The sequence below is a fragment of the Terrabacter aerolatus genome (assembly GCF_007991735.1).
Taxonomy (GTDB): Bacteria; Actinomycetota; Actinomycetes; order Actinomycetales; family Dermatophilaceae; genus Terrabacter; species Terrabacter aerolatus.
Window position 1 is genome coordinate 40092 of the sequence record NZ_BJYX01000012.1, and the last position, 14350, is coordinate 54441.

The 14350-nt window shown below is 70.8% G+C and carries 18 protein-coding genes; 9 read left to right on the plus strand and 9 right to left on the minus strand.

Annotated features, from left to right (window positions below):
* Window positions 1–36 precede the first annotated feature (36 nt).
* On the plus strand, window positions 37–609 hold the full coding sequence (locus TAE01_RS12095; RefSeq protein ID WP_147066758.1) for a mycothiol transferase: 573 nt from the start codon (window positions 37–39) through the stop codon (window positions 607–609).
* A 68-nt stretch (window positions 610–677) separates the two neighbouring features.
* On the opposite strand, the gene TAE01_RS20530 is transcribed toward TAE01_RS12095, so the two are convergent.
* The 3 genes from TAE01_RS20530 to TAE01_RS12105 all read right to left on the minus strand — a co-directional run bounded on the left by TAE01_RS20530 (window position 678) and on the right by TAE01_RS12105 (window position 3463).
* The gene (locus TAE01_RS20530) at window positions 678–815 is read right to left on the minus strand and encodes a hypothetical protein (protein WP_186815176.1); all 138 of its coding nucleotides are present in this window, start codon (window positions 813–815) and stop codon (window positions 678–680) included.
* A gap of 79 nt (window positions 816–894) precedes the next feature.
* Window positions 895–2727 carry a GMC family oxidoreductase gene (locus TAE01_RS12100; protein WP_186815177.1) on the minus strand — a complete coding sequence of 611 codons (1833 nt, stop codon included), beginning with the start codon at window positions 2725–2727 and terminating at the stop codon, window positions 895–897.
* 142 nt (window positions 2728–2869) lie between these two features.
* On the minus strand, window positions 2870–3463 hold the full coding sequence (locus tag TAE01_RS12105) for a GNAT family N-acetyltransferase (RefSeq protein WP_147066762.1): 594 nt from the start codon (window positions 3461–3463) through the stop codon (window positions 2870–2872).
* 216 nt (window positions 3464–3679) lie between these two features.
* On the opposite strand from TAE01_RS12105, the gene TAE01_RS20695 reads away from it, so the two are divergent.
* The 4 genes from TAE01_RS20695 (at window position 3680) to TAE01_RS12125 (ending at window position 6222) form a co-directional block, all read left to right on the plus strand.
* A complete protein-coding gene (locus TAE01_RS20695; RefSeq protein WP_246111302.1) occupies window positions 3680–4330 on the plus strand; it encodes a ribonuclease H family protein in 651 nt (216 codons plus the stop codon).
* A 78-nt stretch (window positions 4331–4408) separates the two neighbouring features.
* Entirely contained in the window at window positions 4409–4936 is a 528-nt protein-coding gene (locus TAE01_RS12115) for a DUF1003 domain-containing protein (protein WP_246111303.1), read from the plus strand.
* A gap of 16 nt (window positions 4937–4952) precedes the next feature.
* A complete protein-coding gene (locus TAE01_RS12120) occupies window positions 4953–5297 on the plus strand; it encodes a nuclear transport factor 2 family protein (RefSeq protein ID WP_147066764.1) in 345 nt (114 codons plus the stop codon).
* A 130-nt stretch (window positions 5298–5427) separates the two neighbouring features.
* Window positions 5428–6222, plus strand: coding sequence for a trypsin-like serine protease (locus TAE01_RS12125; RefSeq protein WP_147066767.1), 795 nt, complete (start codon window positions 5428–5430; stop codon window positions 6220–6222).
* A 79-nt stretch (window positions 6223–6301) separates the two neighbouring features.
* Here the strand turns inward: TAE01_RS12125 and TAE01_RS12130 are convergent, their stop codons facing one another.
* Both TAE01_RS12130 and TAE01_RS12135 read right to left on the minus strand, forming a co-directional pair.
* Window positions 6302–6502 (minus strand): hypothetical protein, encoded by a 201-nt coding sequence (locus TAE01_RS12130; protein ID WP_147066769.1) that lies wholly within the window; start codon window positions 6500–6502, stop codon window positions 6302–6304.
* A 12-nt stretch (window positions 6503–6514) separates the two neighbouring features.
* On the minus strand, window positions 6515–6745 hold the full coding sequence (locus TAE01_RS12135) for a hypothetical protein (RefSeq protein WP_147066771.1): 231 nt from the start codon (window positions 6743–6745) through the stop codon (window positions 6515–6517).
* Between the two features lie 285 nt (window positions 6746–7030).
* Here TAE01_RS12135 and TAE01_RS12140 point away from each other — a divergent pair, with 285 nt between their 5' ends.
* Both TAE01_RS12140 and TAE01_RS12145 read left to right on the plus strand, forming a co-directional pair.
* On the plus strand, window positions 7031–7525 hold the full coding sequence (locus tag TAE01_RS12140; protein ID WP_246111304.1) for an excalibur calcium-binding domain-containing protein: 495 nt from the start codon (window positions 7031–7033) through the stop codon (window positions 7523–7525).
* 85 nt (window positions 7526–7610) lie between these two features.
* Window positions 7611–7985 carry a PH domain-containing protein gene (locus TAE01_RS12145; protein ID WP_147066776.1) on the plus strand — a complete coding sequence of 125 codons (375 nt, stop codon included), beginning with the start codon at window positions 7611–7613 and terminating at the stop codon, window positions 7983–7985.
* A gap of 23 nt (window positions 7986–8008) precedes the next feature.
* On the opposite strand, the gene TAE01_RS12150 is transcribed toward TAE01_RS12145, so the two are convergent.
* Both TAE01_RS12150 and TAE01_RS12155 read right to left on the minus strand, forming a co-directional pair.
* On the minus strand, window positions 8009–8500 hold the full coding sequence (locus tag TAE01_RS12150; RefSeq protein ID WP_147066778.1) for a MarR family winged helix-turn-helix transcriptional regulator: 492 nt from the start codon (window positions 8498–8500) through the stop codon (window positions 8009–8011).
* Entirely contained in the window at window positions 8497–10266 is a 1770-nt protein-coding gene (locus TAE01_RS12155; protein ID WP_147066779.1) for an MFS transporter, read from the minus strand. Before TAE01_RS12155 ends, TAE01_RS12150 begins: the two co-directional genes overlap by 4 nt.
* Window positions 10267–10378: 112 nt before the next feature.
* Between TAE01_RS12155 and TAE01_RS12160 the strand changes: the two genes are divergently transcribed.
* Both TAE01_RS12160 and TAE01_RS12165 read left to right on the plus strand, forming a co-directional pair.
* Window positions 10379–11890: a hypothetical protein gene (locus TAE01_RS12160; protein WP_147066781.1), complete on the plus strand. Its 1512-nt coding sequence runs from the start codon at window positions 10379–10381 to the stop codon at window positions 11888–11890.
* Between the two features lie 68 nt (window positions 11891–11958).
* Window positions 11959–12420: a DUF8821 family protein gene (locus TAE01_RS12165; RefSeq protein WP_147066783.1), complete on the plus strand. Its 462-nt coding sequence runs from the start codon at window positions 11959–11961 to the stop codon at window positions 12418–12420.
* Window positions 12421–12453: 33 nt separating this feature from the next.
* Here TAE01_RS12165 and TAE01_RS12170 read toward each other — a convergent pair whose 3' ends face one another.
* Window positions 12454–13353 (minus strand): carbohydrate ABC transporter permease, encoded by a 900-nt coding sequence (locus TAE01_RS12170; protein ID WP_147066785.1) that lies wholly within the window; start codon window positions 13351–13353, stop codon window positions 12454–12456.
* Window positions 13350–14345: a carbohydrate ABC transporter permease gene (locus TAE01_RS12175; protein WP_246111305.1), complete on the minus strand. Its 996-nt coding sequence runs from the start codon at window positions 14343–14345 to the stop codon at window positions 13350–13352. Before TAE01_RS12175 ends, TAE01_RS12170 begins: the two co-directional genes overlap by 4 nt.
* Window positions 14346–14350: the final 5 nt, after the last annotated feature.

The window sequence follows — 14350 nt, forward strand, 5'->3', positions numbered from 1 at the left end:
ACGCGACTCGTCCGGGTGGGTTCGTACGGTGGGCCCATGACGACCGACTTCGGCTTCAAGCCCGGCCAGCCACCGGCGTGGGACCTCGAGCGCTTCCTGCGCGGCGACGAGGTCGAGACGGCCGTGATCACGCTGGAACGCAACCGGCGCACCTTCGCGTGGAAGTGCGCCGACGTGGACGCCGAGGCCTTCACGAGGCGGCTGGGCGCGTCGACGGTGACGCTCGGCGGCCTGCTCAAGCACCTGGCCTGGGTCGAGGAGCTCTACTTCCAGCGCCGGCTCGCCGGCCTCGCGCCCGTGGCACCGTTCGATGACCTGGACTTCGAGCAGGACTGGGACGAGCTGGCGTGGACCACGGCCGCCGACAGCACCCCGGACGAGCTCCGAGCACTCTGGGTGCAGACGGTGCACCGCTCCCGCGAGTCGCTGACGGCAGCGTTGTCCCGCGGCGGGTTGGAGCAGACCACCGAGGACGGGATGAGCCTGCGCCGCATCCTCGCCGACCTCATCGAGGAGTACGCGCGCCACACCGGGCACGCTGACCTGCTCCGCGAGGACGTCGACGGAGCCACAGGCGAGGGCCCGCCGCGCGACTTCCCGCTGCCCTGATCCCACTGTCCACAGGCATCACCGTCACGACCGCGGCCAGCGGCTCGACGGCGTCGTCACGACCGCCGTCACGACCGAGCCGCGCCCCGACGCGTGTGACGGCGCGTCGCCCAGCGGACCACACCGTTGGCAGCGGCCGCCGCAGCGGCCACGAGCGTCAGTGCCGTCAGGGCGAGGTCTCCCTTGTGGTGGTCACGCAGCCGCATACCCCCACCGTGCCCACTGTCGCGCGCGGCCAAACGCGTATGCCGTCGCCAGACCCGGCGCGCGACGTGACCGGCGCCCTCAGCCGACCATCTCGTGGAGGTGGACGCCGTGGTCGGTGGCGATCAGCTCGGCGGCCTTCTCACCGATCATGATGGTCGCGGCGTTGGTGTTGCCGCTGACGACGTTCGGCATCACGCTCGCGTCGGCGACGCGCAGGGCCTCGATGCCGTGCACCCGCAGCCGCGGGTCGACGACCTCACCGATCCGGCACGTCGACGTCACGTGGTAGACGGTCAGCGCGTAGTGGCGGGCGATGTCCGCCAGCAGCGCGTCACTCGGCTCTGCGCCGGCCTCGTGGCCGTGGGCCTTCGCCAGGTGCGGCGGGATGACCGGCTCACCCAGGCCGCCGCCGGGCCACGCCTTGGCGATCTCGAGCGCCCGGCGCATCACCGCGACCATGACCAACACGTCGTGCGGGTCGTCGAAGTAGTTGAGGTCGATCCGCGGGTGGACGGCGGGGTCCGCACTGACCAGCGTCACCGAGCCCTCGGAGTGCGGCTGCACCGGGTTCGGCAGCACGACGACCTGCCCGCGCGACGGGTCGAGGAAGGACTCCGGGTCCTCGAAGAAGGCGGACGGCGGGAGCCGGAAGACGCCCTCCCAGATCGACGGCGTGTAGCCGGTCGCGAGGAAGCCGATCTGCGCATCGTGGGTGTGCGCGTCGCCGAGCCCGGTCGAGAAGAACGCGACGGCGTCGTAGAGCGAGGACGACGCGAGCCCGCGGCCGGTGGTGAACCACTCGCCGATGCGTCGCTCGGCCTCGGCCTTGGCCGCGGCGAGAGGCTCGGGGAGGTCGACGTCGTCGGCGGGGTCGGCCGGGAGCGGACCGGCCGGGGCGCGGAGGGCGTCGGGCCCCAGCGACATCGCGACCTCGGTCATGGTCTCGCCGATGCCGTCGGCGGCATACATGAGCGGTGTGTGCAGGTGGTCCTTGAGGTGGCGCCCGACGTCCGGGAGGTCGACGACGCAGTCGACCCCGACGGCAGCCAGCTCGTCGCGGGCACCGACGCCCGAGAGCAGCAGGATGTGCGGCGACCCGATGGCGCCCGCACACAGCACCACCTCGGTGCCCGCGGCCACCTCCTCGTGGGCGCCGTCCTCGGTGCAGTAGGCGACGCCGGTGGCGCGCACCGCGTCACCGTCCGCGTCGAGGAGGATCCGCTCGACGAGGGCGCCGGTGACGACGGTGAGGTTCTCGCGGTCCATCGCCGGCTCGAGGTAGGCGTGGAAGGTCGAGGTGCGCCGGCCGTCCTTCGTCGTCGTCTGGAAGAGCGAGGCCACCCCCTCGGGCTCGAGCCGGTCACGACCGTTGTAGTCACCCTGCTTGAGGCCCGTGGCGCCCGCGGCCTCGACGAACTGGTTCGAGGCGCGCAGGATCGGCTGGCGCACCGACACGCCCACCGGGCCGTCGTGGCCGTGCTGTTCGCGGTCCGGGTGCAGCTCGGGGCTGTCGACGAAGCCCTCGGCCTTGAGGAAGTAGGGCAGGACCTCGGCGTACGACCAGCCCTCCGCGCCACCGGCCGCCCACGCGTCGAAGTCGCCGGGGTGTCCGCGCACGTATGCCATGTAGTTGAGCCCCGAGGAGCCGCCGAGCATCTTGCCCCGGGGCACCATCATCCGGCCGCCGACGATGCCCTTGCCGACGCCTCCGGGGTCGCCGTCGTACATCCAGTCGGTCGCGGGGTCGTTCTGCAGGCTCGCGACCGCGGCGGGCACCAGCTCCGCCGGCGGCGGGGTGCCTCCGGCCTCGAGCAGGCACACCCGGACCTGCGGGTCCTCGGTCAGCCGGGCGGCGACGACAGCGCCCGCCGATCCCGCCCCCACGATCACGTAGTCGTACGTCGAGCCCATCGAAACCACCTCGTCGTGGTGCCTCGCCGAAGCGGCGGGGACGGTCTCGCCACGGAACCACATCCGGGCAGGGGAGACAAGGGAGCCCGGGTCCGGCCCCTCGCCGGATGGGCCTCGACCGCGGCCCGGACGGAGCCGACCGTCAGGAGGACGCGCCGAGTCGGTGTCGCACGACCCTCCGGCGCAGGGTCGGCGCCGCCTCGACGTCGTAGCCCGCGTCGAGGAAGACCTGGAGGAGCCCGACCGACGCCTCGTCCCAGATCACCGTCTTCCCCGGCGGCGGCTCGGTGGGGTAGCCCTCCATGACGCGAGCGCCGACCTGCCTGCCGTACTCGACCGTGGCAGCGGCGAGCTCGTACATCAGCCCCTGACGACGGAAGCCCTTGCGCACGACGAAACACGTGACCGACCAGACGCCGTCGAGCTCGGGGTCCATCCGCATCCACGACTTCTGCCGGGCCCAGATCCTCGGGTAGTTCTCCCGTGGCTCGACGGCGACCCAGCCGGCGGGTTCGCCGTCGACGTAGCCGAGGAGTCCGGACGTGGGACCCGGTGTGCCGCAACCGGCCTGCTCCACGAGCGCGGCGTCGCGCTCCTCCTGGGTGGTGTCGCGCCAGATCCAGCCCGGGACCTTCAGCGCCTGGCAGCGACACTTGCGGGCGCCGCCGGTGTCGAAGACGGCCTCGAGGTCCTCACTCGTCGCGTCGTTGGCCGGTCGCCAGCTGAACTCGGGCACATCGCGAGACTAGCTGCGCACTGCCGCCGAATACGGGGAAGGCAGGCGGGGATCAGCCCCGAGCGACGGGTCGGCGGACACCGTTCTCGGCGTGACGGCATACGCCCTCACGCAAACCACGGGAGGCCGCGTCGGGCGCGGGTGGGTGTGCGTTCCCGTCGTCCGTGGGTGTCACTAGGCTCTGAGCCGCGGATCGAACGACATCGGAGGAGCACTGTGCTGGCCAAGTTTCCCGGACGCTGCGTGCGGTGCCAGGGGCCCATCCGAGCAGGGGACGAGATCCTCGGCGCCGGCGGCGACGACACCGGATGGGTCCACGCCGACTGCCGGAACGAGCTCGCGCTCCCGGGCCTCGGCACGCCGGCTCCGGCCACGGCCCGTGCGTCGCGGGCCAAGACCGCGAAGACGGCTCGGGCACCGAAGGCGGCCATGGTCGCGCCGGACGGAGCGACGTTCGTCTACACCGACGGCGCGTGCTCGGGGAACCCCGGCCCGGGCGGCTGGGCCTGGGCGATCGACCGCGACCGCTTCGCGTCGGGCGCCGAACGACCGAGCACGAACCAGCGGATGGAGGTCCGCGCCGCCCTGGAGGCCGTCACCGCCATCTCCGGGCCTCTCGTCGTCGTCAGCGACTCGACGTATGTCGTCAACTGCTTCCGCGACCGGTGGTGGGACGGCTGGCTCCAGCGCGGCTGGACCACCTCCGCGAAGAAGCCCGTCGCGAACCGCGACCTGTGGGAGCCGCTCGTCCTGGCGGTCCAGGAGCGCGGCGACGTCGCCTTCCAGTGGGTCAAGGGTCACTCCGGCCACGAGATGAACGACCTCGTCGACCAGCTCGCCGTGGCGGCCAGCCTCGGACGGGACTAGGCGACCGCTGACAGCGCCGGGAAACAACTGCTGCGAACCTCCGGTGCGGGCCGGCCCTTCGGTCCTACCGTGACCTCCATGACCGATGTGACCGCTCCTGCGCAGAAGCATGCGCATCCCGCCTTCAACGCGATCCTCCAGCAGCGGGCCCAGGACTTCCAGCTGCGGACCGCCGACAAGATCACGGCCTTCGCCGGCTCGATGGCCTTCGTCTACCTGCACGCCGCGCTCTTCGCGGTGTGGATGATCGTCTTCGAGAAGAGCCCGTGGCCCACCCTGACGCTCGTCGTCTCGCTCGAGGCGATCTTCCTGTCGACGTTCGTCATGATCGGGCAGAACCGCCAGGCGGCCTTCGCGTCCGCCAAGGCGGCGCACGACTTCAGCGAGTCTGAGCTCGAGCTCAAGACGAACACCGAGCTGACCCGCCAGATCCACGTGCTCACCACGGACTGCACCGGCGCCTGGTCGCGGACGCCCACGAGGCGGACCCCGGCCAGTGACGTGCAGCGGGTGACGAGCCTCCGGCCCATCGGCTCGGCCCGCGCGTCGCACCGAGGTCAGGGCTCGCGAGCACCTACCGTTCGGCCCGGTCCCGGAGGATCATGAGTGGCGGGAGGCGCAGATGAGCGACGACACGCGTGCCGCGATCCAGCGATTCCACGACGCGCTCAACAGTCACGATCTCGACGCGCTGGGTCTCGTGGTGGATGAGGAGTGCGTCTTCGAGACGACGAGCCCACCGGACGGGACCCGACACGTCGGCCGCGACGCGGTGCTGGCCGCGTGCCGCGAGTTCCTGGCCCAGTCACCCGACGCCCGGTTCACGATGGAGGAGGTCGTGACCGTCGACGACCGTGCCTTCGTCCGGTGGTTGTACGACTGGGGCGACGGGCACGTCCGGGGCGTCGACGTGATGCGCGTGCGGGACGGCAAGGTCCTCGAGACGTTCGCGTACGTGAAGGGCTAGCGCGCCACGACCGGGCTGCGCTGACAGGCGCATGCCCGGCCCTCCGTCACGGGAGCGACGGGCGAGAGCGACGGGCGAGAGCGAGCACCTTCCTTGACAGGCTGACCGCCCACGAGGAAGGTGCTCACGCATGAGGCGACTGATCCCCGCTGCCGCGCTTGGCGCCGCTCTCGCACTGGTCCCGTCGGTCGCCACGGCGATGGTCAACGGGACGCCCGATCTCGCGCACCCCGAGGCGGGCGCGCTCTACTTCAGTGACGCCGTGGACGGCCCCAAGCAGTTCGCCTGCAGCGGCGCCCTCATCGACCACACGGCATACCTCACGGCCGGCCACTGCTTCGCCGACTACGTCCGCTCCAACGGCCACCTGCCCATCGCGTGGGTGACCTTCGACCAGAAGCCGACGGCCACGAGCACGTACTACCGCGGGACCATCGCGATCGACCCGGCCTTCGTGCCGAAGCTGACGTCGAAACAGAACGTCTACGCCAACGACACCAACGACATCGCGGTCGTGCACCTGTCATCCGACCCCGGCATCGAGCCGGCGACGTTGCCGCCGGCGAACGAGCTCGACAGCGCGCCGAGCGACCAGCGCTTCGACGTGATCGGCTACGGCTCCACGGTCACCTTCGGCGGAGGCGCGCACACCTACCCGTCCACCGGCGAGAGGCAGTCCGCCCTGCTCGGGCTCAACAGCGTCACCCCCGGCTGGGTCCACGAGGACCAGAACTGGACGGCCGGCTGGGGCGGGGCATGTGGTGGGGACTCCGGCGGGCCCAACTTCCTCCACGGGACACACGTCATCGCCGCCACGACGATCACGGGAGACATGGTCTGCCGCTCGACCAACGTCGCCCTCCGGATGGACTCCGCGGCCGCCCGGCAGTTCCTCGCCACGCAGGTGAGCTCCCCGCTGCCCTGAGCCGCGCGGGTCCGCGCGCGCTCGAGGTATGCCGGCCGGCCGTCGCTCGCACGCGATGGCCGGCACCCGACGGGCTCGGCTACGGCCAGTGGGCGGTGAAGTAGGCGATGACCAGGGCGCCCAGGGAGACGACCACCAGCACCGCGCCGACCCGCGTCTCTGTGCCCCGCCGCGCCGAGAGGTCCTGCCCGGACGGTCCCGACCCCGACTGCGAGCCCCACACGATGAGGCCGAGGCCCGCGGCGAGGAGCACGCCGACGACGGTCCAGAAGGCAGTCATCCGGTGACCGACTCAGCCACCGTAGGGAAGACCGCCCATCGGGCCGTTGACCCCGCCGAAGTTCCGCTCGCCTCCGACGCCGTAGTCGGTCGCCTTCTCGGCAACGCCGTCGGCCGCACCGTGTCGCGGGCTGAGGGCCTCCGACAGGGACCTCATCTCGTGCCGCTGCTTGTTCCGGCGGTCGGACAGCCAGGCCGCGAGCAACACCAGGGCGAAGACTCCGCCAGCAATGGACCAGAACATCTGACACCCCTATCGACGCGTGGATACGCCTGCACTCACTGCGAGTGTTGCAGGTGCCGGAGGAAAACTGGGGCGAAGGCCCGCGGCACCGGAGACGCCGATGCGTGCGCTGACCGAAATCTCTGATTCGCGTCCCCGACGGCCGGGCCGTCCGTAGCCTCGAGGGTTCACACAGGGGAACCAGGGAAAAGGGTTATGAACTCACGCATTCGCATCACGCTCACCGTCGCCGCCAGCCTCCTCGCTCTCACCGCCTGCAGCCAGGCATCACCCTCGACCGAGAACGTGCCGATCCGTCTCGTCGATGCCCAGGAGACCACGACGACACCGATCACCACACCGACCACGTCACCGACGTCGACGGTCGACACTGCCGCCGCCGAACAGGCTGCGGCAGCCGCCGCGGCAGCGAAGGCCGAGGCTGACGCCAAGGCGAAGGCCGACGCCGCGGCGAAATCCGCTGCGGCCAAGGCCAAGGCGGCCGCCGAGGCGAAGGCCAAGGCCGCGGCGGTGAAGGCCAAGGCAGACGCCGCCCGCGCGACCGCCGCAGCCAAGGCGAAGGCTGATGCCAAGGCGAAGGCCGCCGCGAAGGCCAAGGCTGCGGCGAAGGCGAAGGCCGACGCGGCCGCCCAGAAGGCAGCAGCCGCAGCTGCGCTCGCGAACGTCTACTACGCCAACTGCACTGCGGTGCGGGCCGCCGGCGCGGACCCGATCTACGCGGGGCAGCCCGGCTACTCCCGCAAGCTCGATCGGGACGGTGACGGCATCGCCTGCGAGTGACCCCACCCGCCCTGCCCGCGGCGGGTTCTCCGCCGCGGGCAGGGCGCTGTCGTCCACCACCACACCACCAGGCAGGAGCCGTCACATGATCGACTTCCAGAACGCCAGCTACGTCAAGCTCGGCCGCATCGACTACGCGGAGGTGGCGGCCCAGATCGACCCGCTCCTCATCGAGGGCGAACAGGGCTACATGGCCTTCAAGGGCATGCGCGACTACATCGTGTTCACGAGCAAGCGCATCATCGCCGTCAACATCCAGGGCATCACCGGCAAGAAGAAGGACTTCACGTCCCTGCCGTTCACCAAGGTGCAGGCGTTCTCGCTCGAGACCGCTGGGACGTTCGATCTCGACGCAGAGCTCGAGCTCTGGTTCTCGGGCCTCGGCAAGGTGAAGTTCGAGTTCAAGGGCAACACCGATGTCGCCTACCTCAACAAGCTCATCGCCCACCACGTCCTGTAGGACCGGGCGTCGGGCCGCGCAGACTACGCGTCGAGGTGCCGGTCGGCGAGCTTGCGCAGCACGGGGACCGCGGCGGCCAGGGCCGACCGCTCGTCGTCGGTGAGGTCGGCCATCTCGGTGCTCAGCTGGGTGGCGGCCTCGTCCCGCAGCGTGTCGAGCGTGGCGTGGCCCGCCGCCGAGAGGGCCAGCAGCAGGCACCGCTGGTCGCTCGGGTCGCGGCGCCGCTCGACCCAGCCGGCCTCCATGAGGATCTCGACGAGCCGGGTCATGCTCGGCGCCGAGACGTTCATCAGCTCGGCGAGGTCGCCCTGCCGCAGCCCGTCGGGGTAGCGGGTCAGGGCGGCGAGCGCCGCCAGGCGCGTCGGGGTGACGCCGGAGCGGGTGGCCGGCATACGCAGGTGGTAGGCGAGGCGGCCGACCTCGGTGCGCAGCTCGCCCGCCAACCGGTCGACGTCGGGCGTCGCCGCGACGCCCGAGGACGCCGCGACGGCCGGACCCGACGAGGTCGCGCTCACGACCGCGCCCCCTCCGGCTGCAACACGTCGGCCTCGGCCGGAGCGGCATCGGGCGTCGTCGAGGCCACCGGGGTCTCGTGCGAGTCGTCGGCGTGCACGAACTTCTCGCCCATGAACCACGACGCCACGGCCGCGACGAGGCACGCGACGATCGCGAACCCGAAGGCCACGACGAGCCCCTCGTGGAACGGACCGGAGATGAGCGACGGGAAGAACGAGTGGCCGGTGAGGTACTGCGCGTCGGTCGGCCTGAGCTGGCTCAGCGCGTGCGGACCGAGCAGCTGCTGCACCGGGTTGTAGCCGAGCAGCGACGCGAAGAGCACGGCGACCGGGGGCAGCGAGGCGAGGGCGTGCGCCTGGGGGACCGGCACCCCGTGGGCCGTGAGGCCCGTCTGCATCGTCGCCGGCAGCGAGCCGGCCAGGCCGATGATCATGAGCGAGAAGAAGATCCCGATCGACAGCACCATCGACGCGTTCTGGAACGTCGTGCTCATGCCGCTGCCGACGCCGCGACGGTTCGCGGGCACGGCGTTCATGACGGCCGCGCGGTTCGGCGAGGCGAACAGGCCCATGCCGAAACCGTTGAGGAAGAGGGCGGCCGCGAAGGTCCAGTAGCCGAAGTCGACCGGCAGTAGGGCCAGCCACACGAAGCTGAGCGCCGCGATGACCATGCCGCCGGTGGCGAAGGGTCGCGCGCCGTACCGGTCCGACAGCCACCCCGACAGCGGCCCCGCCACGAGGAAGCCGACCGTCATCGGCAGCATGAAGATGCCGGCCCACAGCGGCGTCGACTCGAACGAGTAGCCGTGCCGCGGCAGCCAGATGCCCTGCAGCCAGATGATGAGGATGAACATCAGGCCGCCCCGGCCCAGCCCGGACAGCAGGCTCGCGACGTTGCCGAACGTGAAGGCGCGGATGCGGAAGAGGTCGAGGTGGAACATCGGGTGCGCCACCCGGGTCTCGATGACGCTGAAGATCGCGAGCAGCACGAGGCCGCCGATCATCGAGGCGAGCACCCACGGGTTGGTCCAGCCCATGACGTGGTCGCCGTAGGGCTGGATGCCGTACGTGATGGCGACGAGCACACCGACGAGGCCGAGCGCGAAGGTGACGTTGCCCCACCAGTCCATGACGTGGTGGCGCCGCGGGCTGAGGTCGCGCAGCTTGAGGTAGCCCCACAGGGTGCCGAAGACGCTGAACGGCACCGACACGAGGAAGACGTACCGCCACTGCACCGGCGCGAGCACGCCGCCGATGACGAGGCCGAGGAACGAGCCGGCGATTCCCGACACCATGTTGAGGCCGAGCGCCAGACCGCGCTGGTGGGAGGGGAAGGCGTCGGTGATGATCGCCGACGAGTTCGCCATGAGCAGGGCGCCGCCCACGCCCTGGAGCACGCGCAAGACGATGAGCCAGAGCACCCCGGACGTCCCGGTCATCCACGTGACCGACAGGGCGATCGAGAAGAGCGTGAAGATCGCGAAGCCGGCGTTGAACATCTTGACGCGGCCGTACATGTCACCGAGGCGCCCGAAGGTGACGACGAGCACGGCGGTCACCACGAGGTAGCCCATGATGAGCCACAGCAGGTAGCTCGAGTTGCCCGAGGCGAGCGGGTTGATGTCGAGGCCCCGGAAGATGTCGGGCAGCGCGATGAGCAGGATCGAGGAGTTGATCGTGGCGATCAGCACCCCGAGCGTCGTCGTGGACAGGGCGACCCACTTGTAGCGCGGGCCGAGGGCGGCGGGAGCGGCTGGAGAAGTCATTAGTTCAAGGCTAGTAACGAAATCTGGACGCTTCCTGAGGAGGCTCCCAGCCGCGCTGGCGCTGGGAGCCAGCCTGTCGTGGGATCCTCCAGTGCATGACCGGGGCCACCGCATGACGACGCAGACCGCCACCCGCGCCGCGCCGCGCGCGCGCATCCTGCCTGCCGCGCCGCCCCGGCGCTACCTCGTCCCGGCCACCCTCGCCGTCGCGTTCCTCGTCACGAGCGCCGTCGCCCAGGCCGTGACGCCCTTCATCCGGCAGGACGACTGGCCCTTCCTGCTCCCCGACGGCACCCAGGGCGTGCTCCCGCCCGCCTACTACAACAGCAGCGAGGGCCGCTGGCTCAACACCCTGTGGTGGCAGCTGATCGGTCAGCACGGCACCCCCACGACCGCCGCGATGACGTATGCCGTGGGCTACCTCGCGCTCGTCGCCGGCGTCTGGCGGGTGCTGCACCTCTCCGGCGTCCGCCCCCGTCCCGTCGCGGACGTGCTCCTCGGCGTCGCGCTCTACGCGTCGAGCGTCTGGGTGCAGCTCGTCTACTGGCCCGGCGCCCTGACGCCGTCCGTCCTCGTCGGCGCCGCCGCGGTGTGGCTGCTGCCGTGGGCGGTGCGCTCACGCGCGCGCCTCGGCCTCTGGCTTCTCGTCGCGGAGTCGGCTGCCGTCATGACCTATCCGCCGGTCGGCGTCGTGCTGCTCGTCGTCACGGTCGTCTGCCTGCGTGACGCGCCCTGGCGGCGCGTGCTCGCCGTCGTCGTCGCCTGGGTCGCCGCCTTCGCGGTCGGGGTCGGCATCAGCTACACCCTCAACCTCGTGCTCAACGGCCACTTCGGCCTCGAGTTCCCGGCCTGGCGCCAGTCCAACCCGCTGACGTCCGTGGGCGCCCTCGTCACCAACACCGGGCGGTGGCTCTCGGCGGTCGGTCAGATGTGGTCGGCGCAGTGGTGGGTGGCCGCCGTCGCGCTCGTGGCCGTCGTCCTCGGCTGGCGCGACGCCGTCGTGCGCCCCCGGCTGCAGCGCGTCCTCCTCGCCTTCGCCGTCGCCTGTGGGCTCGACGCCGCGCAGACCCTCGCGACCGGCATCGTCACCGAGGCCCGCGGACAGCTGTGGACGTGGCTGCTCGCCGTCGTGCCCGCCGCCCTGCTCCTGCTCGACCGGCGGGGCGAGCGTCACCCCCGGGAGGACGCCCCCGGCGTCCGCCGCCTGACGACCGAGCACGTCGCGACGGCGCTGCTCGCGGTTCTCGCCGTCGCCGGCGTGCTCTCGTGGCGCTCCGACATCGGGGCGCACCAGGCGACCCGCCTGCAGTTCGCCGCGATCGCCGAGCAGGCCACGGCGCACGCGCCCGGCACCGACATGGCGACCGTCGTGATGTACCAGGACCCTGCGCTGAAGCACACGCGCGACGGACGCCTCATCGCGAGCACCCTCGTCATGGCCGTGCGCCAGCAGACCGGCGGCATCCTGCCCCGGTGGTGCCGTGGCGACGAGTGCGCCGAGCTCGCCGCCCGAGCCCCCACCGGCCCGGTCATCAGGCTCGACAGCCCCGCCGGGTTCAGCCACGTCATGGGCATCGTCGTGCCCACCCCGCCGCTCTGGGTCTCGGCGCCCCCGGTCGGGTAGGTCCACGACTAGCCTTGCCGGAGAACGCGCGGCACGCGCACGGTCAACGGCGGAGCGGGAGGGTGGTCATGGCATACGACGTCGACTTCACGGAGGTCTCGACCGTCGGGCTGGAGTCCTCGCCCGCGGCGGAGGCGCTGGCCGGCCTGCGTGCCAACGAGGCCCGCTACTTCAAGAACAAGTACGACCACACCTTCAGCACCGAACCCGCCGACGAGGCCGCCGACGTCGTCAACCACGTCGGCCGGATCCTCGACGAGGAGCGTGGCATCGTCATCGCGTCGCCGGCGCTCGAGGCGACGCAGTTCGAGGTCGAGGGCGTGCGCTGGTCCTACGTCTTCTACGAGTCCGGCCTGTCGATCAACGTCCTGTGGACGCTCGCCGAGGGCGGCAAGCGCGCCGTCGGCTTCAAGCTCTCGGACGGCATGGAGGTCCCCGACGAGCTGGCGGCCTTCAAGTTCGCCCGGCAGAAGTCCAAGCTGGCCGGGACGATCCGCGGCTCCTACTTCGTCATCAAGGGCGACTACTGAGCCTCGGCGCCCGGGTCGCCCCGGGCGCCGCTGCTACTTGACCGAGCCGGCGGTGAGGCCGCCGACGAGGTGCTTCTCGATGACGGCGAAGAGGATGACGACCGGCACGACGGCGATGACCGAGGCCGCGAAGAGCTGGTCCCAGTGCTGCTCGTAGCCGGTGATGTAGGCCCGCATGCCCACCGTCAGCGGCTTCTTGTCGTCGTCGATCATCAGCGTCAGCGCCACGACGTACTCGTTCCACGCCGCGATGAAGGTGAAGATCGTCGCCGTGACGAGGCCCGGCAGGGTCAGCGGCAGCATGACCCGGCGCAGGATCTGCAGTCGGCTCGCGCCGTCGAGCGCCGCGGCCTCCTCGACCTCGAGCGGGATCGAGGAGAAGAAGCCGTGCAGGATCCAGATCGCGAAGGCGAGGTTGAACGCCGCGTTCGTGAGGATCAGCGCCCCGTAGGTGTTGATCATGTTGAGCTCGAAGAACTGCCGGTAGAGGCCCACGACGAGCGAGGTCGGCGCGAACATCTGCGTCACGAGCACGAGCAGCAGGAACGCGCCGCGGCCCGGGAAGCGGTGGCGGGCCGTCATGAACGCCGCCGGGATCGCGACGACGATGACGATCGCCGTCGAGCCGGCCGCGATGATGAGCGAGGTCTTGAGCCAGTTGAGGAAGCGCTCGTCGCCGAGGATCTGGGCGTAGGTGTCCCACTGCCACACCTTCGGCAGGAAGGTCGGCGGCGTGCTCTTGACGTCGGTGCTCGTGCGCAGCGAGTCGAGCACCATGACGAGGTAGGGCGCGAGGAAGACGAGCGCGACGAGGACACCCCCGATCGCCATCAGGGTGCGCCTGCGGCGACGCGGGTCGGTCGTGTGCACCCGGTTGCCCTGCGGCGGAGGGGCGTCCGGCCGCACCGGCGCGGCAGCCGTCGTCGTGCTCATCGGCTCGTCTCCTCGCGCCAGTTGATGATCTTGAGGTAGATCCCCACGACGACGAGGATCAGCACGACGTTGAAGATGCCCGCCGCCGCCGACATGCCCACGTCCTTCTCCTGGCTCTTGAAGGCCAGCTTGTACATGAACGTGATCGTCGTGTCGTGCAGGTAGCCCGGGTTGCGGTCGTTGAGGGTGTAGACGATCGGGAAGCTGTTGAAGACGTAGATGACGTTGAGCACCGTCGCGATCATCAGCGCCGGACGCATGAGCGGCAGCGTGATGTTCCGGTAGCGCTGCCACGGGCTCGCGCCGTCGACCGTCGCCGCCTCCATGACGTCCTCGGGGATGGCACCGAGCCCGGCGATGAAGACGAAGATCGTGAACGGCAGCGACACGAAGACGCCGACGACGACCATCGAGAACATCGTCCAGCTGTCGTCGCCGAGGAAGTCGATCGGCTGCCCGATGAGGTGCAGCGAGAGCAGGACGTGGTTGATGATCCCGTAGTTGTAGTCGTAGAGCAGGACGAACAGCTGGCTCGTGATCACGAGCGAGGCCGCCCACGGGATGATGACGGCCCACCGCACGAAGCGGCGGCCCGGGAAGCTCTTGCTGAGGAACTGCGCCAGCGCCAGGCTCAGCACGATCGTGATCGCCACGACCGCGACGACCCACACGACGGTGTTGCGCAGGACCGTGCCGAGGTCCGGGTGCTCGAGGACCTTCGTGTAGTTGGTCCAGCCGGCGTCGCCCTTGCGCAGCCCCGTGATCGAGTACTCACCGCGCGAGGCGTCGAAGAGCTTGATCGCGGGGTAGAGCACGACGCCGAGGATGAGCGCGAGGGCCGGCGCGAGCCACAGCAGCGCCACGAGGGGGTGGACCTGGCCGATGCGGCCGGCCCGGCGACGACGGCCCGCGCGTGACGGCATACGGGAACGGCCCCGCCCCGACCCCGCCGTGGTGGCGGGGTCGGGGGTCACCGTGGTGCTCTCGGTCATCGGGG